Source organism: Flavobacterium pectinovorum, from assembly GCF_900142715.1.
Classification (GTDB): Bacteria; Bacteroidota; Bacteroidia; order Flavobacteriales; family Flavobacteriaceae; genus Flavobacterium; species Flavobacterium pectinovorum.
Genome location: NZ_FRBX01000001.1, coordinates 805,274 through 832,266 on the forward strand (window position 1 = coordinate 805,274; position 26,993 = coordinate 832,266).

Annotated in this window: 15 protein-coding genes; 12 read left to right on the top strand and 3 right to left on the bottom strand. The window is 35.2% G+C overall.

Annotated elements, in window-relative coordinates; all coding sequences use genetic code 11:
• Positions 1-8 precede the first annotated feature (8 nt).
• Both BUE22_RS03315 and BUE22_RS03320 read right to left on the bottom strand, forming a co-directional pair.
• On the bottom strand, positions 9-764 hold the full coding sequence (locus BUE22_RS03315) for a YwqG family protein (RefSeq protein ID WP_073393708.1): 756 nt from the start codon (positions 762-764) through the stop codon (positions 9-11).
• Positions 765-797: 33 nt separating this feature from the next.
• On the bottom strand, positions 798-1,898 hold the full coding sequence (locus BUE22_RS03320) for a DNA alkylation repair protein (protein WP_073393709.1): 1,101 nt from the start codon (positions 1,896-1,898) through the stop codon (positions 798-800).
• Positions 1,899-2,135: 237 nt separating this feature from the next.
• On the opposite strand from BUE22_RS03320, the gene nadC reads away from it, so the two are divergent.
• From nadC to priA, 6 genes are all read left to right on the top strand, one after another.
• The gene (nadC, locus tag BUE22_RS03325; RefSeq protein WP_073393710.1) at positions 2,136-2,993 is read left to right on the top strand and encodes a carboxylating nicotinate-nucleotide diphosphorylase; all 858 of its coding nucleotides are present in this window, start codon (positions 2,136-2,138) and stop codon (positions 2,991-2,993) included.
• 80 nt (positions 2,994-3,073) lie between these two features.
• Entirely contained in the window at positions 3,074-3,997 is a 924-nt protein-coding gene (locus BUE22_RS03330) for a YihY/virulence factor BrkB family protein (RefSeq protein ID WP_042564333.1), read from the top strand.
• A 1-nt stretch (position 3,998) separates the two neighbouring features.
• Positions 3,999-4,430 carry a DUF2147 domain-containing protein gene (locus BUE22_RS03335; RefSeq protein ID WP_042564334.1) on the top strand — a complete coding sequence of 144 codons (432 nt, stop codon included), beginning with the start codon at positions 3,999-4,001 and terminating at the stop codon, positions 4,428-4,430.
• Between the two features lie 13 nt (positions 4,431-4,443).
• Complete coding sequence (gene bla-B1-FLAV, locus BUE22_RS03340) at positions 4,444-5,199, top strand: subclass B1 metallo-beta-lactamase (protein WP_073393711.1); 756 nt, start codon at positions 4,444-4,446, stop codon at positions 5,197-5,199.
• Positions 5,200-5,274: 75 nt separating this feature from the next.
• Positions 5,275-5,511 (top strand): hypothetical protein, encoded by a 237-nt coding sequence (locus BUE22_RS03345; RefSeq protein ID WP_042564336.1) that lies wholly within the window; start codon positions 5,275-5,277, stop codon positions 5,509-5,511.
• 116 nt (positions 5,512-5,627) lie between these two features.
• Positions 5,628-8,078 (top strand): replication restart helicase PriA, encoded by a 2,451-nt coding sequence (priA, locus tag BUE22_RS03350; protein ID WP_073393712.1) that lies wholly within the window; start codon positions 5,628-5,630, stop codon positions 8,076-8,078.
• On the opposite strand, the gene BUE22_RS03355 is transcribed toward priA, so the two are convergent.
• Positions 8,079-8,777: a LytR/AlgR family response regulator transcription factor gene (locus tag BUE22_RS03355; RefSeq protein ID WP_042564338.1), complete on the bottom strand. Its 699-nt coding sequence runs from the start codon at positions 8,775-8,777 to the stop codon at positions 8,079-8,081.
• Positions 8,778-8,953: 176 nt separating this feature from the next.
• On the opposite strand from BUE22_RS03355, the gene rpsF reads away from it, so the two are divergent.
• The 6 genes from rpsF (at position 8,954) to BUE22_RS03390 (ending at position 26,977) form a co-directional block, all read left to right on the top strand.
• The gene (gene rpsF, locus BUE22_RS03360) at positions 8,954-9,295 is read left to right on the top strand and encodes a 30S ribosomal protein S6 (RefSeq protein WP_007810575.1); all 342 of its coding nucleotides are present in this window, start codon (positions 8,954-8,956) and stop codon (positions 9,293-9,295) included.
• Positions 9,296-9,300: 5 nt separating this feature from the next.
• Positions 9,301-9,597: a 30S ribosomal protein S18 gene (gene rpsR, locus BUE22_RS03365; RefSeq protein ID WP_002987043.1), complete on the top strand. Its 297-nt coding sequence runs from the start codon at positions 9,301-9,303 to the stop codon at positions 9,595-9,597.
• A 65-nt stretch (positions 9,598-9,662) separates the two neighbouring features.
• Complete coding sequence (gene rplI, locus BUE22_RS03370) at positions 9,663-10,103, top strand: 50S ribosomal protein L9 (RefSeq protein WP_042564339.1); 441 nt, start codon at positions 9,663-9,665, stop codon at positions 10,101-10,103.
• A gap of 100 nt (positions 10,104-10,203) precedes the next feature.
• Positions 10,204-13,374: a TonB-dependent receptor gene (locus BUE22_RS03375; RefSeq protein WP_073393713.1), complete on the top strand. Its 3,171-nt coding sequence runs from the start codon at positions 10,204-10,206 to the stop codon at positions 13,372-13,374.
• Between the two features lie 114 nt (positions 13,375-13,488).
• Complete coding sequence (locus BUE22_RS03380) at positions 13,489-13,962, top strand: DUF6495 family protein (protein ID WP_042564341.1); 474 nt, start codon at positions 13,489-13,491, stop codon at positions 13,960-13,962.
• A 1,762-nt stretch (positions 13,963-15,724) separates the two neighbouring features.
• A complete protein-coding gene (locus BUE22_RS03390; protein ID WP_073393715.1) occupies positions 15,725-26,977 on the top strand; it encodes an Ig-like domain-containing protein in 11,253 nt (3,750 codons plus the stop codon).
• The last annotated feature ends 16 nt before the right edge of the window (positions 26,978-26,993 follow it).

Genomic DNA, 26,993 nt, shown 5'->3' on the forward strand with positions numbered 1-26,993 from the left:
TTAGTTAATTAGCAACAATCCCAATTAAAATATGCTTTTTCAAAGTTTTTATTAAGTAAATCTTCTTTGTTTATAAAGAAGTTTGCAACGCCACTATCACCAAACATTATTTCTTCATCGGTATCTATTTGCAGCAGTAAAACATCATTTTTTAATTTATCATCATATTCTCTTGGATCTGATTGCGTAAAATAGGCATAACCTCCAATTTTATGACCTTCATAATACAACAATTTTTGAATTTCTTTTTTTTGGATATCATCCAATTTTTCTTCAAATTCCCAATAATCCAGACCGTTAAAACTATAATCAAATCTAAAATCTAGAACACCTCCATATTCTTCTTGTTTTGAAAAAGTTAGGCTATGTTCACAATAAACAGGAAAATCGGAATATAATTCTTCAGTTAGAAAATCAAAATTAGTTTGATTGTTTTCGATTTCTGTATGATATAAAACTTTATAATCATTCATGTCGTACCAATCTTCTGATGGAATATAAAATTGCAATATCCCTTTTTCTGGATAATTTTCTAATTTAGGTATTTCCGAAAAATTAAGCTGCGCCAACAAAACCATTGGTTTTCCTGCTTTGTCTTTTGGATATTCTATATTAATTGGCAAATATGGTTTTCCTAAAAATTTGCTTTGGGTAAAAGGCAAAGTACTTTCTTCTTGTATAGGTTTTGCATTAATTTGAATAAAGCCTAACTTATACTTTAATAAATCACTTTCAAATTCTTTTAAATAGTCGGGAAATGTCATTTTAGTTTTTTTTAGGTTTAATGTTTAGAGTATTTATTCAATCAACTCAAATTCCAAAGCCTCACTTTCAGTTCCATTAATAATAATAGACAATTGATGCATTCCCTTATGAAAAACACGCGTTGTAATAATTTTAAAAGATTGATTTCTGTCGACTTTGGTTAATTGATTGGGCTGATAAATTTTCTCACTGATTTTAAAGACTTTTTTAGCCAAATGTCCTTTTGATTTTTTATAATGAACGGCATATTCCAGACGAATGATTTTGTCTTCTTCATTTTTATTATTTAAGTGAAATTGAAACTGAAGATAATCTCCAATTTTTACTTTTGGAGTTTTAATTTCAAAATTAGAAAGTTCAATGTTAGTGCTTTCCAAACCATAATGACTCAGAATTTCGGGATGTCCTTGTTTTAATAAAGTCCTGCAACCGTGTTTGATAATCGCGTCGGTTTCTTTGCTTAAACCGCGCCATTTCTTAGCAATTTCTAATACAATTTCAGGATTATCTTTTACAATATCATTTAAGTTATTGGCAACACTTCGGCGTACATATTCTGACGGATCATTTTTAAGATTTTCTAAAATTGGCAGAATAGAAGCAGGGTCTTTTTTCAGAAACGGAATCGCCATTGCCCATGGTAATCTCGAGCGTGAACCTTCACTGGCTAAACGACGTACATGATGATTTTCGTGTAAAGACCATTTCACCATTTCGTCTATCATTTTTCCCTGATATTTTAAAATAAAAGGGCGAACGGCAAATTCGCAGCTTATAAATTGTGTGATAGATACTAAGGCTTTTGCCGAAGTTTTAAAGTCGTCTAAACCGTAAGTTTCTATATAATCAGCAAAAAATATGAACGCCAGATTTCCGTCGGTAAAATTATTTTTCTTTAAATTTTCGATGATTTTATCAATTAAAGAAACCGCTTCAGGGAAATTTTGAGGCATAAATTGATGCAAAACAACTGTGGTATGTTTCATGCGTTCTTTCCATTCCTTTTGGGCAAAATTGCCTTCGTAAATGGCTTCGATGAATTTTTGTTTATCGAATGTTGAATGTACTTCGGCAACGGCCTGACCAAATTTTTCGTAAAAAGTAACGGAGTAAATATCTTTTATTAATCCCATGATTTTGTTTGAATGAACTTCAAAGATATTTAATGTTTTTTGTTTTGAAACATTAAGTTTTTATTTTTTGATCCATTAAAAGATTAAGAAAAATTAGGCTTTATCCTTAATGAAACTCAATATTCTAATGGTGGAAAAAAGAAGTATTTATTGTGTTAATTTTTTTTTCGAAGAGTCTAAATTTTCAAATCCACAAAATATGTTCTACTTTAGCATCTTATAAAAAATTAATAAAAAATGATTAGCGATATACAATTTCAAACGGAATTACAATTATTAATTAGCAACGCAATTCGCGAAGATGTTGGTACGGGAGATTATAGCTCATTGGCCTGTATTCCTGAAACGGCGCATGGTCAGGCTAAATTATTGGTAAAAGATCAGGGAATTATTGCCGGTGTTGCAATTGCTAAAATGATTTTTGAATTTGTAGATCCAAAATTAAAAGTGAAGACTTTTATTGAAGATGGAACGCATGTAGAATATGGAGATGTGGTTTTTGAAGTTTCGGGAAGTTCGCAATCTATTTTAAAATCTGAAAGAGTTGTTTTGAATACCATGCAGCGTATGTCTGCAATTGCCACAAAAACAAGTCAGTACGCAAAACTTTTAGAAGGTACCAGCGCAAAAATATTAGATACCCGAAAAACGACACCAAATTTTAGGGTTGCAGAAAAATGGGCAGTAAAAATTGGAGGAGGAGAAAACCACCGTTTTGCGCTTTATGATATGGTAATGCTAAAAGACAATCATATTGATTTTGCAGGCGGAATTACGCTTGCAATTAAGAAAACAAAAGAATATTTGAAGACCAATAATTTAGATCTGAAAATTATCGTTGAAGCTAGAAATTTAGACGAAATTCGTGAGATTTTATTAAGCGACGGTGTTCATAGAATTCTAATTGACAATTTTAATTATGAAGATACTAAAACAGCTGTAAGTTTAATTGGTAATAAATGCCAAACAGAATCTTCAGGAAATATCAATGAAAAAACAATTCGTGAATATGCTTTATGCGGTGTAAATTATATATCGTCCGGAGCATTAACACATTCTGTTTACAACATGGATTTGAGTCTTAAAGCTTTCTAATGAAGTTATGAGTTTTGAATTATAAGTTATGAGTGAGGTTTGCAATCTAAAACCTGAACTCTAAAATTAAAATCATAAATATGTCCCAAGAGATAGAAGCCCGGATTGAAAAAGTTCCTGTATTGCGTTCTGTAGTAAGGCTTTTAAAGCAGATAAAATTACCGTGGTTAGAAGGTTTTTCGTTATACGATTTGCTCGAAATGTATACTTTAGGTATTCTTGAGGGTGCATTTTCGTATCATGCGAGTGCCGTTTCGTTTAGCTTTTTTATGGCGTTATTTCCTTTTGCACTGTTTATTTTGAACTTAATTCCATTTATTCCAATTGATAATTTCCAGGCAGATTTTTTGTTATTTGTGCAGCAAAGTGTTCCGCCAAATACCTACGATGCTATTAATAAAATTATTAGTGATATTTTAAATAATAGTCACTCTGGTTTATTATCGTCAGGATTTTTACTTTCTATTTTTTTAATGGCAAATGGTGTAAACGGAATTTTAAGTGGTTTTGAATCGTCGAAACATGTTTTTGATAAACGCGGTTTTTTTAGTCAATATTTAGTGGCATTGGCGATTTCACTTGTAATGACCATTATATTATTTGTAACCGTGGCTACAATTGTTGTTTTTGAGGTTTTTATTCAAAAAACAATTATTCAGGATGTGTTAAGTGATAACATTCCGCTGATTATTTTAGGGCGATATGCGTTTGTTTTGGTAATGATTTTGGTAACGTCTTCAATATTATTGCGTTACGGAACAAGACAATACAATAAAGTGCCTTTTATTAGTATTGGGTCAGTTTTTACAACGGTCTTAATTGTTATATCTTCGTTCTTTTTTGGGATTTGGGTTATAAAATTCTCAAAATACAACGAACTTTATGGTTCTATTGGCACATTATTAATTCTAATGTTTTATATTTGGATAAACTGTATGATTCTGCTTTTAGGGTTTGAATTGAATGCTACTATCAGAAAATTAAAACAAAAAAAAAATAAATAGTATGAAAAATTGGATGTTAACAATTGGATTGTGTTTTCTAACCTTAGGCACAATTCAAGGCCAAAGTGTCATTGGAAAATGGAAAACAATTGATGATGCGACTGGAGAAGCTAAGTCAGTAGTAGAGATTTACGAAAAATCTGGAAAAATTTATGGTAAAGTAGCAGATATACTTCGTGCCGATCATAAAAAAGATATATGTGTCAAATGTGAAGGTGCAGATAAAAACAAACCTATTTTAGGAATGGTGATCATTAACGGACTTAAAAAAGATGGTTCTGAATATAGCGGAGGAACAATTTTAGATCCTACAAACGGAAAAAAATATAAATGTTATATTGAACTTGAGTCTGCCGATAAACTAAAACTTCGAGGTTATGTTGGGATTTCTATCATGGGAAGAACCCAATACTGGACGAGAGTAAAAAATTAATTTTATAATTAAAATGCGAAAATTAGCATCAATAATTTTATTCTTAGTTGCGCTGTCAAACAGTTTTGGACAATCTAAGAATTCACCATTACAAATAAGTCATCTTACAGGTGACTTTTATGTTTATAGGACTTTTCATGATTATAACGGAACTATGATTTCTGCGAATGCAATGTATCTTGTTACAGATAAAGGAGTTGTGTTGTTTGATGCACCATGGGATAAATCGCAATTTCAACCTTTGTTAGACACTATTAAGGCAAAGCATAATAAAGAAGTAATTATGTGTTTTGCAACACATTCTCATGATGACAGAGCGGGAGGTTTAGACTTTTACAGACAAAAAGGAGTGAAGACTTATTCAGGTAAATTAACTGATAATATTCTTAAAAAAAATAACGAGAAAAGAGCTGAATTTATAGTTCCAAACGATACTACATTTACTGTTGGCCAGCATACTTTTGAGGTATATTATCCAGGAAAAGGTCACGCACCAGATAATATTGTGGTTTGGTTTGATAAAGAAAAAGTACTTTACGGAGCTTGTTTTATAAAAAGTGCAGATGCCAAAGATTTGGGTTATCTGGCTGATTCTGATGTCAAAGAATGGAAAAAATCAATCGAAAAAGTAAAGACGAAATTTAAAAATCCAATCTATATTATTCCGGGTCATGAAGACTGGACAAATACAGAATCGCTGAATCATACTTTGAAATTGGTTGATGAGTATCTTGCTCAGAAATCTTCGGCTAAATCAACAAAAAAGTAATTATTTATTAGATTCCGATCTATCTTTGATTAATAAAAAATAGCTTAATTTTGTTCATATTTGAAATAGAGTAAGATGACTGTTACAGATAAAAAAATAATTGAAAGCTATTTAATTTTGTTTAAAGGACTTAGCTTTAGTAATAAAATTGAACTTATTGAAAGATTGATAAAATCTTTAAAAGTTAATAAATCAAAAGGAAACGGCTTTTATAAATCGTTTGGTGCTTTTGCTTCTGAAAAATCTGCAGAACAAATTGTCTTAGAGATTAAATACGACCGAAAATTTAAAAATACTGAAACTAAATTTTAATGGGATTATTTACTTGACACAAGTATTTCTTTGGATGTAATCCAAATAGAAAATTGGTTAGAAAATTATTAATTTTCATCACTAAAGTTATTTTTCAAATCCTATAAAATATCTACATGTTTTTTGTCGAAGTCGTTCTACCACTTTCTCTAGCCAAAACTTTTACTTATCGTATTTCTGAGGCTGAATTTCATTTCATTAAAAAAGGAATGAGAGTCGCGGTGCCTTTTGGTAAAAGTAAAATTTATACAGCATTGGTAATTGATATTCATGAAAATGCTCCGACTTTATATGATGCCAAAGAAATTCATCAAATTTTAGACGAAAAACCTATTGCGACCGAAATTCAGATTAAACACTGGCTTTGGGTGGCAAATTATTATATGTGTGGCATTGGCGATGTATATCGCGGTGCTTTCCCAAGCGGATTATTGCTTGAAAGTGAAACAATTATTTCGCATAAAACAGATGTTGTTGTAAATCAAAACGAACTTTCAGATGAAGAATTTTTGGTTTATGAGGCTTTACAGCAACAGAGTTCTTTAAAAGTTCAGGAGATTATTTCAATTTTAAATAAGAAAAATATTTTGCCGGTTCTTCAAAAAATGATGGCCAGGGATATTATTGTTTTAGAAGAAGAAATAAAAGAAAGTTACAAACCAAAATTGATTCGTTATGTAAAATTGCATAGTAAATATGAATCTGATGAAGGTTTGGGACAATTGCTTGAAATATTAAAAAGCGCCAATAAACAAAAAGAAATTGTTTTGGCTTTTTTTCAATTGCGTGCTTCAGAGAAGAAACCAATAACAGTAAAGAAACTGGTTGAGATTTCGAAATCTACTTCTGCAGTAATAAAAGCGTTAATTGAAAAAGAAATTTTTGAAGAGTATTTTCTGCAACACGACAGGATTTCTTTTGATGGAAAAGCTTCAGAAAAACAGTTGCAATTAAGTGATGCCCAGGAAGGTGCTTTTACAGCAATTAAAGATAATTTTCTGGAAAAAGAAGTTTGTCTGCTTCATGGTGTAACATCAAGTGGTAAAACAGAAATTTACATCAAATTAATTGAAGAATATCTAGAAACGGGCAGACAGGTTTTGTATTTACTGCCTGAAATTGCGCTTACGACTCAATTAGTTTCTCGTCTTAGACTTCATTTTGGAGACAAAGTGGCGGTTTTTCATTCAAAATACAGTAACAACGAAAGGGTAGAAGTTTGGAAACAAACACTTGAGAATTCTGATAAAGCGCAAATTGTAATAGGAGCAAGGTCGGCTTTGTTTTTGCCTTTTACTGATTTGGGTTTATTGATTGTAGATGAAGAACATGAGCAGACTTTTAAGCAAACAGATCCGGCGCCTCGTTATCATGCGCGGGATGCAGCAATTGTTTTGGCTAATTTTCATCAGGCAAAAGTTCTTTTGGGGTCTGCAACGCCAAGTATTGAAACCTATTTTAATACGCAAACTGCAAAATATGGTTTGGTAACGCTTACAGAACGTTATAACAATGTTCGAATGCCCGAAGTTGTTTTGGTAGATTTAAAAGACAAACACTTTAGAAAAAAGATGACTGGGCATTTTAGCGATCTTTTAATCGAAGAAATAGCCGAAGTTTTGTCATTGGGTGAACAGGTAATTTTATTTCAAAACAGAAGAGGATATTCACCTATTATTGAATGTATGACTTGTGGGCATGTTCCACATTGTCAGCAGTGTGATGTGAGTTTGACTTTTCATAAAAATAAAAATCAATTGCGTTGCCATTATTGCGGTTATTCGATTGCAAAACCAACGCATTGCCATAGTTGTTCGAGTATAGATTTGACAACGAAAGGTTTTGGAACAGAACAAATTGAACAGGAGTTAATTTCTCTTTTTCCGAATGCTAAAACCGGAAGAATGGATCAGGATACAACGCGGGGCAAATATGGTTTTGAAAAAATTATTGATTCCTTTAAAGGCCGCGAAATAGATATTTTGGTAGGGACGCAAATGCTGGCTAAAGGTTTAGACTTTGATAACGTAAGTTTGGTGGGTATCATGAATGCCGATAATATGCTGCATCATCCTGATTTTAGAGCTTTTGAACGCAGTTTTCAAATGATGACACAAGTTGCGGGGAGAGCAGGAAGATCAGAAAAACAGGGTAAAGTCGTGATTCAGACTTATAATCCAAATCATAATACAATACAGCAGGTTACTACGCATAATTATGCAGGTATGTATAAGGAACAGTTGTATGATCGTCTGATTTATAGGTATCCTCCTTATTTCAGAATTATAAAGTTAACTTTAAAACATCGGGATTTTGATAAGCTAAAAGAAGGATCTATGTGGTTGTATCAGGTTTTGAGTCAAAATCTGAGTATGCCCGTTTTGGGACCGGAAGAACCGGCAATTAGCAGAATCAGAAATGAATATATCAGGACGATATTAATTAAGATTCCGCAGGAACTACATTTAGGGAACACAAAAAAAACTATTCAGAAAATGTTGAATAGTTTTGAAGCGGTTGCTCAATACAGAGCTATAAAAGTTACTGTAAACGTCGATTTTTATTGATTAAGAAGATGTAGATAGTGCTTTTACCAAATCTTCTTTTTTGTTTCGGCTTAATGGAATCTTGGTAATTCCAATTTCGGCAAATTTGCTGTTGAAACGCTCTACTTTGTCAATATTGATAATATAAGACTTGTGTACCCGGATAAATTTATCTTTAGACAGGTCGTTTTCAAAAGATTTCATTGTTGAAAGAACCAAATTGCTATCATCTTCTGTAACAACTCTTACATAATCTCCAAAAGCTTCAATCCATTTGATTTTGGCTGTAAAAATTTTAAGTTTTTTTAAATTGCTTTTGATAAAAATATGTTCGCCTTCTTCTTCTTTTACTTCTTTTTTAAGCAGATGCATATCAATTGCTCTTTTTACAGAAGCATTAAATCGGTCTACTGCAATAGGTTTTTGCAGATAATCGGTGGCATCATAATCAAAAGCTTTTAGAGCATATTCTGCTTTAGAAGTTATAAATATAATTTGTGGTTTAGTTTTTAATCCGTCCAGAAAATCAAAGCCATTTATAACCGGCATTTCTATATCAAGGAATATTAAGTCTATATTATTTAAGGAGATACAGCTTTTCGCCTCGATTGCGTTCGAAAAGTCACCAATTAAATGCAAGCCTGGGTGATTATTGACTAATTTAGCAATAATTGTCCTCTGTATAGAACTATCATCTACAACAACACAATTTAGTTTCATAACATTTAAATTTATATAAATCAGGATAGCAGTAGTAAATATATTAATTTTTTTAGGAAAAAAACTAAAGTAGATCTTTATTTTTTACTTTACATCGAATAAACGTAAAAAAGAGTTGTTTATTTAAATATAATGATTACTTTTGCACCCAATTTTAACAAATAAATATTGTATTTATGAATCATTATGAAACTGTTTTCATTTTAAATCCCGTTTTATCTGAGGTTCAGGTGAAGGAAACAGTAACGAAATTTGAAGAATTTCTTACTAGTAGAGGAGCTGAAATGGTATCGAAAGAGGATTGGGGTCTGAAAAAAATGGCTTACGAAATCCAAAACAAAAAAAGTGGTTTTTATCACTTATTCGAATTCAAAGTAGCTGGAGAAGTTCTAATTGCTTTTGAAACTGAATTTAGACGTGACGAAAGAGTTATGCGTTTCTTAACTGTAAGTTTAGACAAACATGCTATTTCATGGGCTGAAAGAAGAAGAGCCAAATTAAAATCTACTAAAGCTTAATTATTATGTCTACAATAGAGCAATCTGCAAAAGGAAAAAAAGACGGAGATATCAGATATTTAACGCCTTTAAACATTGAAACTAACAAAACTAAAAAGTACTGTCGTTTCAAAAAATCAGGAATCAAATATATCGATTATAAAGATGCTGATTTCTTATTGAAATTCGTTAATGAGCAAGGAAAAATTCTTCCTCGTCGTTTAACCGGAACTTCATTAAAATACCAAAGAAAAGTTTCTGTAGCTGTAAAAAGAGCTCGTCACTTAGCTTTAATGCCATACGTGGCCGATTTATTAAAATAATTAAAAACTCTAGTCGCTGGTTTCTGTTATGCAGAACCTAACTTCTAAAATATAAGGACAACAACATGGAACTTATTTTAAAACAAGACGTACAAAACTTAGGATTTAAAGATGATGTAGTATCAGTTAAAGCTGGTTACGGTCGTAACTTTTTAATTCCTCAAGGATTCGCGCATTTAGCTACACCTTCTGCAAAGAAAGTTTTAGCTGAAAACCTAAAACAAAGAGCACATAAAGAAGCTAAAGTTGTTGCTGATGCAAAAGCATTAGCTGAAACTTTAAAAGCTCTTGAAATTAAACTTACTGCAAAAGCTGGTGGAGAGAAACTTTTTGGTTCTATCACAAACATCGATATTGCTGAAGCTTTAGAGAAATCAGGTAATGCTATTGATAGAAAATTCATCACTAGTGGTATCGTAAAACGTACAGGAAAATATTCTGCTAGCATCCGTTTACACAGAGATGTTATCGTTGATTTACCATACGAGATTATCGCTGAAAAATAACATTTTGTTAACTTCTTGTTAATAAAATATAAAAGCCACTCTAACGAGTGGCTTTTTTTTGTCTAATTTTGAGGGAAATAACTCACTCAAAACTAAGAAAATGAAAAAAATCTTTGCATTATTGTTATGTTTGCTGGCCTTAACCGCGGTCACGGGACAAACAACTACTTCGAGTATTAAGGGTATTGTAAAAAGTTCAACCAACGAACTATTGCCCGGTGCTAGTATATTAGCCATTCATACTCCAACCGGAGGTAAATATTCTGCCGTTTCTAATGAAGATGGAAGGTTTAATATTTTGAATATGAGAATTGGAGGTCCTTACAAAATTGTAGTAACTTTTGTGGGCTTTCAAGATCAGGAATATAATGATATCTATCTTGATTTAGGAAAACCATTTAATATAGATGTTCTGCTTGCTGATGCGAGTCAGGCGCTGGAAGAAGTAAAAGTTGTTGCTAAAGACAAGGTTTTTAAAAGCGGAAAAACCGGTGCTGAAACTACAATTGGCAGAAGAGAATTAACGGCATTGCCAACCATTTCGAGATCTGCAGAAGATTTTACACGTTTGGAGCCAACCGCAAGCGGTGGATCTTTTGGAGGAAGAAACGATCAATACAATAATTACTCTTTAAACGGAGCGGTATTCAATAATCCGTTTGGTCTGGATGCTGCAACTCCTGGAGGGCAAACAGGTGCCCAGCCTATTTCATTAGATGCGATCGAACAAATTCAGGTAGCGACTGCTCCTTATGATGTTACTTTATCCGGATTTACCGGAGCTTCAGTAAATGCAGTTACAAAATCCGGAACAAATGAGTTTCATGGTACTGCATATGCTTTTTACAGAAATCAGGATTTGACCGGTGATAAAATTAAAGGTGAAAAAATATTTGTACCAACACTAGAACAAACTCAGGCAGGTTTTAGTTTAGGAGCTCCTATTATTAAAGATAAATTATTCATTTTTGGGAATTTTGAAATTGATAAAAGAAGCGATTTAGGTTCAAATTTCGTTGCGAATAATAATGATGGTGTTACAGGAATTAACGAATCAAGAGTTTTGGAGTCTGATTTAATTGCGGTTTCTAATGCTTTGGCAGGTTTGGGATATAATACAGGAGCTTATCAGGGTTTTATTCACGAATCAAACTCAAATAAAGGAATTATTAAAGTTGATTGGAATATCAGTGACAATCATAAATTGGCCGTTATTTATAATTTCCTTGATGCTTCAAAAGATAAACCTGCCCATCCAACGGCTCTTGGTTTTAGAGGACCAAATGCCTCAATTTTACAATTTCAAAATTCGGGATATCAAATTAATAATAACTTAAGTTCTTTTTTAGTTGAATTAAACTCAAAATTCAGTGAGAAAGTTTCGAATAAGTTTCAGGCAGGATATTCGCATTTTAATGACTACAGAGTTCCATTTTCTGTTCCGGCTCCTGTAATTAATATTCAGGATGGCGCGGGTTCTAATTATATTATTGCTGGTCATGAACCATTTTCGATCAATAATACTTTAGATCAAAAAGTAATTCAAATCACCAATAATTTGACTTATACAGTTGGAAAACATGCTTTTACTTTTGGAACTTCTTTTGAAAAATTCGGATTTAAAAATTCATTTAATCTGGGTGGTTACGATAACTTCGGAAACCCCAATGGTTATGCAGGAACTTTTTTTACTCCTTATTTCACAACACAAGATTTTCTGAATGATGCTGCTCAACCATACGCAACCAGTATCATAGCGCAAAACCTTCAATATGCTCAGGATGTTTTTAATACCAAAAGTAACTTTGAAGTAGGTACTGATGGTGGATGGAAACTGGCGGAATTAAATGTAGGACAATTGGCCTTTTATGCACAGGATGATATTAGTGTAAGTGATGATTTTAAATTGTCTGTAGGTTTAAGAATTGATAAACCGTTGTATTTTAATACAGCAGATTTGATTCAGAAATATATAGATACTGATAATGGAGGTTCTGGAAGAGATAATAGTATTGATTATTATAATCCGCAGACAGGTCAGGCTGTTAAATTGATTTCTACAGATTTACCAAGTGACAGAATTCTTTGGTCGCCTAGAATTGGATTTAACTGGGATGTAAAAGGCGATGCGACATCTCAACTTCGTGGAGGTTCCGGAGTTTTTACAGGAAGAATTCCGTTTGTTTGGTTAGGAAACCAGGTTAGTGGTGCTGATGATAGTTTCTTTCAAATTATGGATCCGGACTATAAATGGCCACAAGTCTGGAGAAGTAGTTTAGGATTTGATCACAGATTTGAAAGTAATTATATCGTTACGGTTGATTTGTCTTATAATAAAGATATAAATGCGGTTCAGGTTCAAAACTGGGGATTAAAACCTCCAACCGGAACTTTAGCCGGTGTTGACAACAGAGCCATTTATGTTGCTGCAGATAAAGGAGCAAACAATGCTTATGTAATGACAAATTCTGATAAAGGAAGTGCTTTTAATGCTTCTGTTAAATTGCAAAAAACTTTTGAAAACGGTCTGTATGCAAGTGTAGCTTATAATTATTTAAAATCAAAAGATGTAAACTCTATTGAAGCTGAAATTACCGGAGATGCTTTTTCTTTTAATCCTGCATTAGGGAATGTAAATACTGCGGCACTTTCGAATTCTAAATATGGAGATAATCATCGTTTTATTGGGGTTGCATCTAAAAAATGGAAATACGGAAAAGACAAATGGGCTACAACAGTTTCTACTTTTCTGGAATATGCTCAGGGCGGACGTTTTAATTATACCTATGGAGGGGATATTAACGGAGATGGTTCAAGTGTTAATGATTTAATTTATATCCCTACAACTGCAGAAATTGCAACGATGAATTTTAGCGCCCCAGGACAAGGAGAAGCTTTTGATAAGTTTATTTCTCAGGATAAATATATGAGGGACAGAAGAGGGCAATATGCAGAGCGTTACGGAGCAATATCTCCATGGAGAGGAAGATGTGATGTTAAATTATTGCAGGATTATAATTTCAGAGTTTCTTCTGCATCCGAAAAAACGAACACGATCCAGTTTAGTATTGATATTTTAAATTTTGGTAATTTACTTAATTCTGATTGGGGAGTTGTTCAGGTTCCTACAAGTGTTCAGCCAATTGGTGTTACAGTTGCAGGAAATACACCAACTTATACCTTTAATAATACACAAACCAAAACGTTTAGTTATGATGCCAGTTTAACATCAAGATGGCAGGCTCAATTTGGTATCAGATATATCTTCTAGGAAGTAAAAAAAAGTTATAAATTTGCCCTCGCATTTGTGAGGGCTTTTTTATGGATTAAAATTTGAATAATCTGTTAGAGCTTTTTTAAAGCGTTTAAATCAAAGAAAAAATAAATGAAATACGCAAGATTAACAAAAGAGCAATTTGATGAATTGCATGCGGAATTTGCTAGTTTTTTAGCAACTCAGGCAATTGATAAAGCTGAGTGGGATTCTATTAAGGAAAATAAGCCGGAAGTGGCAGAGCAGGAGCTGGATGTTTTTTCTGATTTAATTTGGGAAGGTGTTTTGTCGAGAGCTGAATTTTTAGAGCATTTTTCTAAAAATCACATCTTTTTGTTTCAATGTTTTGAAACTCATGTTCAATCAATAGTATTAAAATCATTAGTTCCGGATACTGATTTTTTAACGAAAGAAGGATTGCAATGGCTTAGCGACAATATGTTTACTGAAACAATCGAAATGAAAGTAGGTAAGAAAGTTTTTACTGAAGATAGAAATGCCTCAATATTTGAATTAATTCAACAAGGAGCTTTTTTAAGTGACGGACAACTTTTTAAACAAATTAACACGATTATTGAATCGTAATCGTTGTAGTTAAAATTAAAAAAGGTAAATAGTTGATGTTAAAATATTTACCTTTTTTAGGTTGTTTAACTTTTGTTTAAACTTTTTTGTTTTTTTTACCCCGTATTTTTACCTGTTTTTTTCGAATTGTTTAAAATTTTCTTCACTACCGTTGTTTATGTAGGTTTTACTTTTCAATTTTTATACTTATCCTGATATTGAATATGTTACAAAAGTAAAAAAGTAATCATAAACCTACATTTTTATGTTTTTATAAAAAAATGTAGTTTTTTTTATGATTTCTGTAACAGTTCCTTTTTTGACCTAAAACATTGATTTTATTGATATATACGTGGTTTTTTATTTTTTTTAATTTTGGTGATTTAAAAAAAATAAGAGTTTTGCACTTGTTTTATATTTAGGTTTTTCTTAATTTTAGTAAAAGAAAAGTTAAACAAAATGTGTTTGTACTTTTTGAAATAAAAAACAAACAGCAAAGGCATAATTGAATTGGTTTAAAAAAAATGAACTTAATTATTGTTTTTGAGGTTGATTAAAAGCTGAAGATTTAATATAAACTTAATTCATTTACTTATGGAATTGAAATTTACTCTTTTTATCAAGTTTGCATTAGGTATTCTTATTCTTCTGTTTTTATTTATTTCTCTTTTGGGTAAAATTCAATTTACTCCAAAATCCATTTTTAATTCACTGGCAAATTTGTTTTATAATTTTAAACATAATAGAAGCTTTTTATTTCCAAACCCCAGTAGAGGGTTTGTTAATGAACAGCATTGTTGTGTTTCATTTTAAATTCAATTTGTTTTTGCATAAAAAATCATGATTCAATTTTAGAACCTAAATTCTAAATAAACAAATTTGTAGATCGCCTAATCAACTTTCTATGATATTGAATCATACTCTATATTATTAAACTTCCCCCCGTATTACTTAGCCTATAATTTTCTTTACGAAAATTAATGCAGGTACAAATCACTCCGTTTGGAAAATTGATTCAAATCAATATTTCCTAAAAGTTTTGAGGCATCTTTTATTCGTTTGGGATAAAAAGTGTTCTTTAGTATATTTTGATATATACTATACAATATGATTTTTTTATAAAATCTAATTTAAAATTTTAGTTAGGTAAGGTTTTAAATTTCGGTTTAACTAGTTGATTATTAATTTTTTTTATGATTGCTTAGGTATAATATGTACCTATCGCAACAGGTGTTTTATTGTCCATTTTCTAATCTTCCAAATTATGAAAAAAATCTTTACTTTTTGTAATCTCATCTTCCAGAAGAGATTGTTAGGACTATTTTTTTTATTACTCCTATGTAATAATGCATTTGAGCCGACCTTTTGTAAACCAGCATCAAATACGAATAGTATTTCTGGTGTATGCATTGGTTCAAATGTAACGAACTCTACAGATGCCTACGCGAAAGATGTAGGCTTAACATTTTTTATTCGTTGTGGATAAAAATGCTCTTTAGTGTGTTTTGATATGCACAATACAATTTTTTACAAAATCTAATTTAAAATTTTAGTTAGGTAAGGTTTTAAAATTTGATTTAATCAATTGATTATTAACGTTTTTTATAATTGCTTAGGCATACGTGCCTATCGCAACAGGTATTTTATTGTCCATTTTCTAATCTTCCAAATTATGAAAAAATTCTTTACTTTTTGTAATCTCCTCTTTCAGAAGAGATTGTTAGGGCTGTTTTTTTTATTACTTCTATGTAATAATGCATTTGGGCAAACCTTTTGTAGACCAGTGTCAAACACCAATAGTGTTTCCGGGATCTGCCTTGGTACAAGTGTAACAAGTCCTACAGCGGCCTACGATAACGACGCAGGCTTAACGACATTTGCAACGCTGAGTACGGTCGTCGGAGTGTTGTGTTCTGCACAGGAAACTTTGGTTCTTAACCAAACGGCAAGTGCAGGCGATCAAATTGTTTTGTATATAGGTAGTGGTGCCGGATTGCTTAATCTGTCATTATTATCTTCGGGTACAGTTCAGGCCAAATTAAATGGTACCAATGTTGGTTCTGCAGTAGCGATTAATGATCCGTTACTTAATTTGTCATTGTTGCCGGGAAACACTATCGGAGTATTAAGATATACTTTGACAGGTCCTGCAAATCAGGTTCAAATTCAGTTAGGAGGGCTTGTTAGTGTACTGACTGATTTAAGAATTTATGATGTTCGTTTAGAATTTGTACCTCCAACAGTAACGGGAGGTTTAAGTCAAACAATTTGCTCCGGAAATGCGACTACATTAACAGCAACTCCGGCAGCTGGAACTACAATAGCCTGGTATAGTTCACCAACTTCAACTACGGCTTTGTCAACTACAAATTCTTATACTACGCCTGTTTTAACTGCTAATACTACTTATTATATTGGTGTTACCAGAGCAGCGGGCTGTGAAGGAAATGAACGTGTACCTGTTGTAGTTAATGTGTCAAATCCTGTTGCTCCGGCGATTAGTACAACCGGTACGGCGATCTGTTCGGCTGGCGCAACACAACAAACTACATTATCAGTAATTAATCCTATTCCGGGAACTACTTACAATTGGTATAATGTAGGTTCAGGAGGTGTGGCTTTAGCATCAGGAACTACTTACTCTCCAACAGTTCCTTTGGGAACTACGAGTTTTTATGTTGAGGCTGCAATAGGTAGCTGTTTAAGTCCTGCAAGAACTCAGGTAGATGTAATTTCGAATGCTGTTCCTGCTGTTCCTACGGTTTTAACGCAAAGTGTTACCATTCAATCTGGACAAAATGCGACATTAACCGCGGCAACTCCTCAGGCAGGAGTTACATTAAATTGGTATGATGTTGCAACAGGCGGAACGGCACTGGCTATAAATACTCCAACTTATACAACTCCGGTTTTAGTAGCTACTAAAACTTTTTATGTTGAGGCTCAAAGTGCGGCAGGAAACTGCGTAAGTGCAACAAGAGTTCCTGTAACAGTAACAGTTATACCATCGGCTTTAGGAGGATGTTTAGAAGCAGGTAGTCAGCAAACACTTCAAAACGGTTTATGTTTGCTATGTAGCAGTACTAATCCTAATAACTCTGTTGACGGAAATACCGCAACAGCAGCTAGACTTACGATTCCCGTTGGTTTAATTAACGGATGGGTTCAACAGACCTTACAATTTAATAATCCTGGCAAAGCGGGTGATATTGTTGATGTAGAATTAGAATTGCCAGGTGGACTTGCTGATCTTCAATTATTAGGAGCGGTTAGTTTGGCAACTTATAATGGAGCAACTTATAATAATGACAGAATATCAGTTACGAATCCACTGGTAACTTTACAATTATTATCAGGTGATCGTTTTAGAGCCAGTGTAGTTGCAGGTGCTAATTTTGATCGTGTTGAGATTCGATTAGGAGGCTTGGCCACTGTTTTAACAAGTGTAGATATTTATCAGGCAACTTACAGATATAAAGCGCCAACTGTGGCAGGAAATACAACTATTTGTAGTGGACAAACGACTACTTTAGTTGCTAATATTGCAGTTGGAGAAACTATTAACTGGTATAATGTAGCAACAGGCGGTGCATCACTTGCTAATACAGCTGCTTATACAACACCAGCTTTAACAACACCAACTACCTATTATATAGAAATAGCAAGAAATGGTTGTGTTAATAGTGAGCGTTTTCCGGTATTAATATCAATTGATAATCCGGTTGCTCCGGTTATTGCTGCAGGAGGTACAACAATTTGTAGCGGTCAGACGACAGTATTAAATGTAGATACGCCAGTTGTAGGAACTGTATATACTTGGTATGATGCAGCTTCTGCCGGAAATTTATTATTTACCGGAAATTCTTTTACAACACCAAATTTAACTGCCAACACAACTTATTATGTTGAAGCAGGAATTGGAAGCTGTACAAGTGCAACCCGTACTCCTGTTACTGTAACAGTTAATCCTCTACCGGCAGCACCAATAGCAGCTTCATCTAGTGTAATTATTCAATCAGGGCAAACTGCAACTTTACAAGTATCAAGTCCGGACTCTAATGTTACATTTGATTGGTATAATGTGCCAACTGGAGGAACAGTATTGGCTGGAGGAACAGGAACAGCTACTTATACAACTCCTGTCTTAACAGCAAATCAAACATATTATGTAACTGCAAGAAATACAACTTCAACTTGTATTAGTAGTACAAGAACGGCGATAAATGTTATAATAAGTAACACTGTGAGCACTTGTTTACAGGTAAATGCTCAGGTAACTTCAAGAGGTGGACTTACAGGATGTTTATTATGTAGCTCAGCTAATGAAGGAAACTCTATTGATGCCAATGATGCAACAGCAGCAAATCTTTCAGTTCCTGTTGGTTTAGTAAATGATTACATACAACAAATGCTAACATTTTCTACAGCAGGACACGCGGGCGATATTATAGATGTAGAATTAGGAATTCCAGCCGGAATTGCCAATGTAACTGCTCTTTCTTATATTAGTTTAAGAAGTTATAATGGAGGAACTCCAAATGCAGATCAGGTTAATGTTGGATCATTAATTGATGTTCAATTATTATCATCTACGCGTTTAAAAGCCAGTTTTGTGGCAGCAGGACCTTTTACAGCTGTTGAAGTTAGACTGGGCGGAGTGGCAACTTTATTAACAAGTTTGGATATTTACGGAGCTTCTTACAGATTCAATCCTGCAACAGTTACTGGTGCTGCGTCTTCAATTTGTAGCGGACAGCCGGCAACTTTAGCAGCTAGTTCAACAGTAGCAGGTGAAACATTTAGCTGGTATGATGCTCCAAGTGCAGGAACTCAGCTTTCAGCTACAGCATCATATACTACACCAAATTTAACAGCAACAACAACTTATTATATAGAAGCAACACGTGACGGAGCTTGTACTAATAGCGTTCGTCAGCCTGTAACGGTTACTGTGGCGCCATTTGCAACTGCTGCAGATGTAACAATACCAAGTCCGCAGGAAGCTTCATGTGCAGGAGAAGTTACTTTGTCTCCTACATCTCCTTTAGCAGTAGCACAATTTAGATATTATACTGATCAGATTAAAACACAGGAAATCGTAACAGGTACTATTGTTGCAGCGCAGCCGGGAGTAACTTTTACGAAAGATCCAACTACGGGAGCATTAGCAATCGCAGGTTTAAATGCTGCAGGAGCTCCTTATAATTATTATGTTTCTGTTTCAAACAGTGCAACTTGCGATAATGATATCAATACTTTAAAAGAAGTAGTGGTTAATTTTCCAACAGTTACGCCTTTAGTTGTAATTGGTACACCTCTAGTAGGTTGTGGTACTGTAAATTTAGCAAATGCCATTACAGGTTTTGATACATCAGGAAACACAACATATACTTTCTACGATCCATCAAATAATGTTTTACCTGCAAATGCTGCAGCAAATATAAATACAAGTGGTGTTTACTCAATTCAGGCTCAAGGTAACGGTGTTACATGTCCATCTGCTATTCTACAAGTAACAGTGACTATTAATCCGTTGCCAAGTTTGGTTGTAACACCTTCAATTTCAGTAAATGTAGGATCTACAGTAGCATTAAATGCAACATCAGACGGAACTTTGGCCTGGTTTGATGCACAAGGAAATCCAGTGGCAGGACCACCGTTTACAACAGGCGTTTTAAATACTCCGGGTATATACACATATACAGTAGTTGCCACTAATGCGAATTGTTCGATAACAGGAACAGTTTCTATCAATGTTATAAATCCTGCTACTTGTCAATCATTAACAGAAAGAGTTTATGCCAATGCGCAAACTTCAGGTTCTATTATAACAGGAGGGGTAACCAACGGAGCAAATGCTGTTGATGGTAATCCGCAAACTTATTCAACAATTACAACAGGATTAGGACTTTTAGGAGTTGGTACAACCTGGCAAACTTTAACCTGGCCTGCAAATATTGCAAAAGGAACTCCGGTTACTATTAAATTAGGATCTGAGTATAGTGCAGTTGCGGTGGGACAAAACCTATCAGTAGTTGGAACTTTAAACGGAGTTGATATCGGACCTTTACAATCTGTTTCGGGATCACTATTAAATTTATTATCCGGTGATAATAGTTTTGAGTATACTTTTGTTCCTGCAGATGGTACAGGGCCACAAGATTATAACGGGGTAAGAATTCAGTCAGCATCTCTAGTAAGTGTTGCACAAAATACAAAAGTATTTGATGCTTATTACAACATATCTGTTCCTACAGTTACTTGTACACCTGGAGATATTCAGGATGTTTATTATGGAGCAACAGATTTAGGCCTTCCAATAGGAGCATTAACTGCTACAGTTGGAGTTACTGATTCTTTTAATGTTGCTGATAATGATATAACAACTTTTGCAACGATGTATAGCGGAGTTGGGGCTTTGGCTGCAGCCGATTTAACAGTGGCATTTAAAACACCGGCAATTGCAAGTGATACACTAAGAATAGTGGTTTCAAAACCGGGTGTTTTATTAGATGTTAATTTATTGACAGGATTTACGATTCAACGTTATTTAGGTAATGTTGCAGTAGGAGCTCCTATTCAAAATACAAGTACATTTTTAAGCTTAAGATTATTACCGGGAAATACAATGTCAATGGTACTTGTATCTTCTCAGCCAGAACCTTATGATCGTGTGAGAATTCGTTTTGGAGGTGTCGCAGGAGTTTTAGAATTCCTTAGAGTTCATACTGTTGAGCGTGTAGGAAATACAAAAGTCATAGGCAGCGATCTTAATAATAAAGTAACGGTTTGTCCGGGATCACCTGTCACACTGCAAATTCCGGCCGATGCCTGTTCTACTTATAAGTGGTACGATTCGCCTACGGGAGGTTCTGTAGTAGCAACGGGAGTTACTTATACAATTCCAGGCACATTGGCTGCAGGAATTTATAAATACTACGTACAGCCTGTTCGTTATGGTTGCGAAACTTTTGCAAGAGGAGAAGTTACTGTTGAGGTTAGCGCTTCAACTCCTGAAAATGCTTTAACAGATATTACGTTAAACGGAGCTCTGACAACTTCAATTTGTTCTCCAACAGGAACCGTAACTTTAGCAACGAGCGTAAGCGGAACAGCAACCTTAACAAATCCAATTTACTATTGGTATAGTTTTGACGGAACAACAGCTCAGTTAATTCCAGGAGAAACAACTCCACAATTAGTTGTGACTGGTTTAGTGCCCGGAACATATACTTATTATGTAGGAGTTAGTTCAGATGAATTTTGTCAAACTGCTGAAGCAGACAGAAAACAAATAACATTTACAATATTGCCTCCATCAAATGAAACTGATATTTCGGTTGATGATATAACAGTTTGTCATGATGTAGCTGCGGTATTGACACCAACAGCACCTACACTAACAAATCCGGTATTTACATGGTATTTAGATAATGCTAAAACACAACCAATTACAAATGGAGCTGTAATAAGTGGAGCAACTTATACAATTGATGCTGCCGGAGTTTTAACAATCACAGGTTTAACCCGTGCTGTAAGTCCGATTACTTATTATGTGGGCGTTTCAAGTGATACAACTTGCGAGAACATTGCAGGAACACTTCAGGCTGCTACTGTAATAATAAACGATCCTCTTACACCAACTACACTAGATGATACACAAGATTTCTGTTTAGTAAATGCGCCAACAGTAGCCAATATTCAGGTAAATGAAGCTAATGTAGTTTGGTACAGTACTGCCACAGGCGGAACAGCAATTCCTCCAACAACAGCTTTAGCAAATGGAGTTTACTATGGAGCTGTTTTAGATCTTGTAGCAAATTGCGAAAGTTCAGTTCGTTTAGCAGTAACAATTACAATAAACGATCCGGGTACACCAACTACAACAGATGATACACAGGACTTCTGTTTGGTAAATGCGCCAACAGTTGCCAATATTCAGGTAAACGAAGCCAATGTAGTTTGGTACAGCACTGCAACAGGCGGTGTAGCAATTCCATCAACTACAGCTTTGGCAAACGGAATTTATTATGGAGCTATTCTAGATCCTGTAACCAATTGTGAAAGCGCCGTAAGATTAGCAGTAACAATTACAGTTACAGATCCATTAACACCAACCACAACAGATGATACTCAGGATTTCTGTTTGGTGAATGCGCCAACAGTTGCCAACATTCAGGTAAACGAAGCCAATGTAGTTTGGTATAGCACTTTAACAGGCGGAGTGGCAATTGCGCCAACCACCGCTTTGGCAAACGGAATTTATTACGGAGCCATTTTAGATCCTGTAACAGGTTGTGAAAGTTCAGTTCGTTTAGCAGTAACAATTTCAGTTACGGATCCGGGTACACCAACCACAACAGATGATACACAAGATTTCTGTTTAGTGAATGCGCCAACAGTTGCCAACATTCAGGTAAACGAAGCAAATGTAGTTTGGTATAGCACTTTAACAGGCGGAGTGGCAATTGCGCCAACCACAGCTTTGGCAAACGGAGTTTATTACGGAGCTATTCTAGATCCTGTAACCAATTGTGAAAGCGCTGTAAGATTAGCAGTGACAATTACCGTTACAGATCCGGGTACTCCAACCACAACTGATGATACACAGGACTTCTGTTTGGTAAATGCTCCAACAGTTGCCAATATTCAGGTAAACGAAGCCAATGTAGTTTGGTATAGCACTGCAACAGGCGGTGTAGCAATAGCATCAACTACAGCTTTGGCAAATGGAATATATTACGGAGCTATTCTAGATCCTGTAACAAATTGTGAAAGCGCCGTAAGATTAGCAGTAACAATTACAGTTACAGATCCATTAACACCAACCACAACAGATGATACTCAGGATTTCTGTTTGGTGAATGCGCCAACAGTTGCCAACATTCAGGTAAACGAAGCCAATGTAGTTTGGTATAGCACTTTAACAGGCGGAGTGGCAATTGCGCCAACCACCGCTTTGGCAAACGGAGTTTATTACGGAGCCATTTTAGATCCTGTAACAGGCTGTGAAAGTTCAGTTCGTTTAGCAGTGACAATTACACTAAGCGATCCTGGTACGCCAACTACTACAGATGATACACAAGACTTCTGTTTGGTAAATGCAGCAACAGTTGCTAATATTCAGGTAAACGAAGCCAATGTAGTTTGGTACAGCACTGCCACAGGTGGAACAGTCCTTGCACCAACAACAGCTTTGTCAAACGGAATTTATTACGGAGCTATTCTAGATCCTGTAACAGGTTGTGAAAGCGCTGTAAGATTAGCAGTGACAATTACCGTTACCGATCCTGGCACACCAACCACAACAGATGATACACAAGATTTCTGTTTGGTAAATGCACCAACAGTTGCCAATATTCAGGTGAACGAGGCAAATGTAGTTTGGTATACAACTGCAACAGGCGGTGTAGCAATTCCATCAACTACAGCGTTGGCAAACGGAATTTATTATGGAGCTATTCTAGATCCTGTAACAGGTTGTGAAAGTGCTGTAAGATTAGCAGTAACAATTACGGTTACAGATCCATTAACACCAACCACTACAGATGATACACAAGATTTCTGTTTAGTGAATGCACCAACGGTTGCCAATATTCAGGTGAACGAACCAAATGTAGTTTGGTATAGTACAGCAACAGGCGGAACAGCACTTGCACCAACAACAGCTTTGGCAAACGGAATTTATTACGGAGCCATTTTAGATCCTGTAACAGGCTGTGAAAGTTCAGTTCGTTTAGCCGTAACAATTTCAGTTACAGATCCTGGCACACCAACCACAACAGATGACACTCAGGACTTCTGTTTGGTAAATGCACCAACAGTTGCCAATATTCAGGTAAACGAGCCAAATGTAGTTTGGTATAGCACTTTAACAGGCGGAGTGGCAATTGCGCCAACCACAGCTTTGGCAAACGGAATTTATTACGGAGCTATTTTAGATCCGGTAACCAATTGTGAAAGCGCTGTAAGATTAGCAGTAACAATTTCAGTTACGGATCCGGGTACACCAACCACAACAGATGATACACAAGATTTCTGTTTGGTAAATGCGCCAACAGTTGCCAATATTCAGGTAAACGAAGCTAATGTAGTTTGGTACAGCACACCAACGGGCGGAGTTGCTATTGCACCAACTACAGCTTTGGCAAATGGAATTTACTACGGAGCTATTCTAGATCCTGTAACAGGTTGTGAAAGTGCAGTAAGATTAGCGGTAACAATTACCGTTACAGATCCATTAACACCAACAACAGCAGATGATACTCAGGACTTCTGTTTGGTGAATGCACCAACAGTTGCCAATATTCAGGTGAACGAACCAAATGTAGTTTGGTACAATACTGCCACAGGCGGAACGGCAATAGCATCAACTACAGCTTTGGCAAACGGAGTTTATTACGGAGCCATTTTAGATCCTGTAACAGGCTGTGAAAGTTCAGTTCGTTTAGCAGTGACAATTACAGTAAGCGATCCTGGTACGCCAACTACTACAGATGATACACAAGATTTCTGTTTGGTAAATGCACCAACAGTTGCCAATATTCAGGTAAATGAACCAAATGTAGTTTGGTACAGTACTGCCACAGGCGGAACTGCACTTGCGCCAACAACAGCTTTGGCAAACGGAGTTTATTACGGAGCTATTTTAGATCCGGTAACCAATTGTGAAAGCGCTGTAAGATTAGCAGTAACAATTTCAGTTACGGATCCGGGTACACCAACCACAACAGATGATACACAAGATTTCTGTTTGGTAAATGCATCAACTGTTGCCAATATTCAGGTAAACGAAGCAAATGTAGTTTGGTACAGCACAGCAACGGGCGGAGTTGCTATTGCACCAACCACAGCTTTGGCAAACGGAATTTATTATGGAGCTATTCTAGATCCTGTAACAGGTTGTGAAAGTGCTGTAAGATTAGCAGTAACAATTACGGTTACAGATCCATTAACGCCAACAACTACAGATGACACTCAGGACTTCTGTTTAGTGAATGCACCAACAGTAGCCAATATTCAGGTGAACGAAGCCAATGTAGTTTGGTACAGCACTGCCACAAGTGGCGTAGCAATAGCATCAACTACAGCTTTAGCAAACGGAATTTATTACGGAGCTATTTTAGATCCGGTAACAGGTTGCGAAAGTTCAGTTCGTTTAGCAGTGACAATTTCAGTTACAGATCCGGGTACACCAACCACAACAGATAATACACAAGATTTCTGTTTGGTAAATGCATCAACAGTTGCCAACATTCAGGTAAACGAAGCCAACGTAGTTTGGTACAGTGCCGCAATAGGCGGAACAGCACTTGCACCAACCACAGTTTTAGCAAGCGGGGTATATTACGGAGCGATTTTAGATCCGGTAACAGGTTGTGAAAGCTCAGTTCGTTTAGCAGTAACAATTACAGTTACAGATCCAGCTACTCCAACCACAACAGATGACACACAGGATTTCTGTATTTCTAATGCGCCAACGGTTGCTAATATTCAAGTGAACGAAGCAAACGTAGTTTGGTATAGCACACCTACAGGTGGAGTTGCAATTCCATCAACTACAGCTTTGGCAAACGGAATTTACTACGGAGGAATTTTAGATCCGGTTTCAGGTTGTGAGAGTACTACAAGATTACTTGTAACAGTAACAATAAACAATCCTACCGCAACACCAACAACAACAGATGATACACAGGATTTCTGTTCAATAAATGCACCAACAGTTGCCAACATTCAGGTTAATGAGGCAAATGTAGTTTGGTACAGTACTGCAACTGGTGGTACAGTAATACCAGCTACAACAGCTTTAGTGACAGGAACATATTATGGAGCTATTTCAAGTACTATAGGATGTGAAAATTCACTACGATTATTGGTTACAGTAAATGTAAATACACCGGAAGTTGTAACTACAACAGATACAACACAGGAATTTTGTTTATCAGCAGCACCAACAGTTGCTAGCATTCAGGTAAATGAACCAAATGTAATTTGGTATGCTACTGCAACAGGAGGAACTCCATTAGCAGCCAACACAGCACTTACTGCAACGACCTATTATGCAACAACGGTTAATAATACAACAAATGGTTGTGACAACGCAACACGTTTAGCAATAGCGGTTAGTTTCATAAATGATGCAATGTATCAAATTACGGCAAGTGACGATACACCATGTGTTTTCCAAGGTATAACCTATTCAGTAGCAAATGGAAAATCCGATTATGTTTGGTCAATTACAAGTGGAACCGGAACGATAACTGCCGGTGGAGGAACCTCAGACGGATCAGCAACAATTTCATGGGGAGATGTTGGTACAGGAACAGTTTCAGTAACCTACATTAATACATGCGATGAAACTACTACAAAAACACTAAATGTGACAGTAGCGACATGTTCAGATCTTACAATAACGAATACAGTTAGTAATCCTACTCCTAATTTTGGTGAAGAAATAGTATTTACAATAACCGTCAATAATGTTGGCGAAGGAACTATTATCAACACAATTGTTAGTGATCTAATACCTAGTGGATATGAATTAGTTTCAACTTCTACATCAAGCGGAGTGTACGATCCTTTAACCGGACTTTGGACAATTCCAACTTTGAATGCAGGAGAAAGCGAAACACTTGAAATCAGAGTAATTGTGATGCCAAACGGTGAATATACAAACGTATCAACGATCGAAATTTCAACTCCTTTAGATGTTGATCCAACAAACAATACGGCCTCAGCTTTTGTAGAACCAGTTTGTTTAACGGTTTACAATGAGTTCACGCCAAATAGTGACGGAGCAAATGATCTTTTCAGAATTGATTGTATCGAATCATATCCAAACAACGAATTAAAAGTATATAACAGATATGGTGCTTTAGTATACAGCAAAAAACGTTATGAAAACGATTGGGACGGAACAGCAAATGTATCCGGAGTTATAAATAGAGGAGATATGTTGCCAACAGGTACTTATTTTTATGTGATAGACATGGGAGACGGAAAGGTTAAAAAAGGATGGTTATCTATCATGAGATAAGCACCATAATTAATCC